Origin of the sequence: Clostridium sp. CAG:43 (assembly GCF_000434655.1) — a bacterium.
Taxonomy (GTDB): Bacteria; Bacillota; Clostridia; order Lachnospirales; family Lachnospiraceae; genus Otoolea; species Otoolea fessa.
This window is the reverse complement of the sequence record NZ_FR895063.1, coordinates 2,381-2,617: the sequence shown is the minus strand read 5'-3', so window position 1 is coordinate 2,617 and position 237 is coordinate 2,381. Positions and strand designations below refer to the sequence as shown.

At 45.6% G+C, this 237-nt stretch carries 1 protein-coding gene; it reads left to right on the top strand.

Annotation, left to right across the window (positions count from 1 at the left end):
- Window positions 1–14: 14 nt before the first annotated feature.
- Window positions 15–237: hypothetical protein (locus QVO97_RS05120; protein ID WP_288189004.1), on the top strand; the 223-nt coding region annotated here is incomplete at its 3' end.

Genomic DNA, 237 nt, shown 5'->3' with positions numbered 1-237 from the left:
TAAGTGGAGGAAGTATGTCACAGAATACAAAAGAATATGCATTATTTGCGCCAGCGGTGATGGAAGTGGAACGGGTATATGCATCCGCTCCTGCAATGTGCGCGGTAGGATGCAGAAAGGCATTGGAATTGGCGGTAAAATGGGTCTATTCTGCGGATAATACGATGCAAATGCCGTACAAGGACAATTTGCAGTCCCTGATTCATGAGCCGAGTTTCCGTTTCTCGGTTGATTATA